This window comes from Plasticicumulans sp. (genome assembly GCF_035331805.1).
GTDB lineage: Bacteria > Pseudomonadota > Gammaproteobacteria > Competibacterales > Competibacteraceae > Plasticicumulans.
On sequence record NZ_DAOLKE010000176.1, the window covers coordinates 1 to 1,392 of the forward strand.

1 protein-coding gene is annotated in these 1,392 nt (G+C 69.5%); it reads right to left on the bottom strand.

Annotated elements, in window-relative coordinates; translation table 11 throughout:
• On the bottom strand, positions 1 to 1,188 hold a 1,188-nt coding region (gene pcnB / locus PKE44_RS12385), incomplete at its 3' end, for a polynucleotide adenylyltransferase PcnB (protein WP_324551629.1).
• Between the last annotated feature and the right edge of the window lie 204 nt (positions 1,189 to 1,392).

Consider the following 1,392-nt stretch of genomic DNA (forward strand, 5'->3'; position numbering starts at 1 on the left):
GTCGGTGTCGGTGTCGCCGTCGGCGGGCGCCGCGACCGTGGCCTCGGGGCCGTCGATCCAGCGTGTCCACCAGCCGGCGAGATCGCTGACCGGCTCGCCGGATTCGGCCCGCAGCAGCAGGAAGTCGTAGGCGGCACGAAAGCGCGGGTGCGCGGCCAGCCGCGCGGCGCGGCGCGGATTGAGATCCTCGAAGCGCGGCTGCAGCTGCCAGATCTCGCGCATCGGCAGCGCGTAGCGGCGCGGCAGCGCGGTGTGGCCGAGCTGGCGCTCGATGCATTCGTCGGCGGCGCGCTGCATGGCTTCGAGCGGCGATGCGGCACCATCGTGCAGCAGGCGGTAGCGGCTGCGCACCGGCTCCCACAGCAGCGCGGCGTACAGGAAGGCCGGGGTCACCGACTTGTCGGCGGCGACGCGCTCGTCGGTGCTCGCCAGCGCCCTTACCAGCAGCGTGCGCGGAAAGCCGTTCAGCTCGCGCGACAGGCAGCGGTCGGTGGCCGGGAACAGGTGGCGGAACAGGCCGTGCAGGCGCAGCAGCTCGAAGGTCTGCACACCGCTGCCGGCCATGAACAGCTTCAGGACTTCGTCGAAGAGGCGCGCCGGCGGGATGTCGCGCAGCAGGTGACCGAGCGTGTGGATCGGCGCTTCGGTGTCGGCGTGCAGGCGCATGCCGAGCTTCGCCGCGAAGCGGATCGCGCGCAGCATGCGCACCGGGTCCTCGCGGTAGCGCTGCTCCGGGTCACCGATCAGCCGGATCACGCCGGCCTTCAGGTCCTCCATGCCGCCGACGTAATCGAGCACCGAGAAATCGGCAACGTCGTAGTACAGCGCGTTGACCGTGAAATCACGCCGCCAGGCGTCGTCCTCGATCGTGCCGTAGACGTTGTCGCTGAGGATGCGGCCCTCGGCATCGGTGACGACCCCGCCGCTGCCGCCGGCGCCGTCCTCGTCATCGGCCGGGGTCTGCGCGCGGAAGGTCGCGACCTCGATGATCTCGGAGCCGTACTGCACGTGCGCGAGCCGGAAGCGCCGCCCGATCAGCCGGCAGTTGCGGAACAGCCGGTAGACCTCCTCGGGATGGGCATCGGTGGCAACGTCGAAATCCTTGGGCTCGCGTCCGAGCAGCAGATCGCGCACGCCCCCGCCGACCAGACAGCCCCGGAATCCCGCCGCGCGCAGGCGGTAGAGCACCTTCAGCGCGTTCGGACTGATCTTCGAGCGGGATATGACGTGTTCGGAGCGGGGAATGATGAGGGGATGGTCGGGGCGGTGATCTTCCAAAGGCGGCGATCCCTGAACAAGTCGCTTGTGCGGCGCATAAAGGTTCGTATAATACGCCCCGCTTGCCGGCAACGCCAGTTCAGGCCACGCTCCCATCGTCTAGAGGCCTAGGAC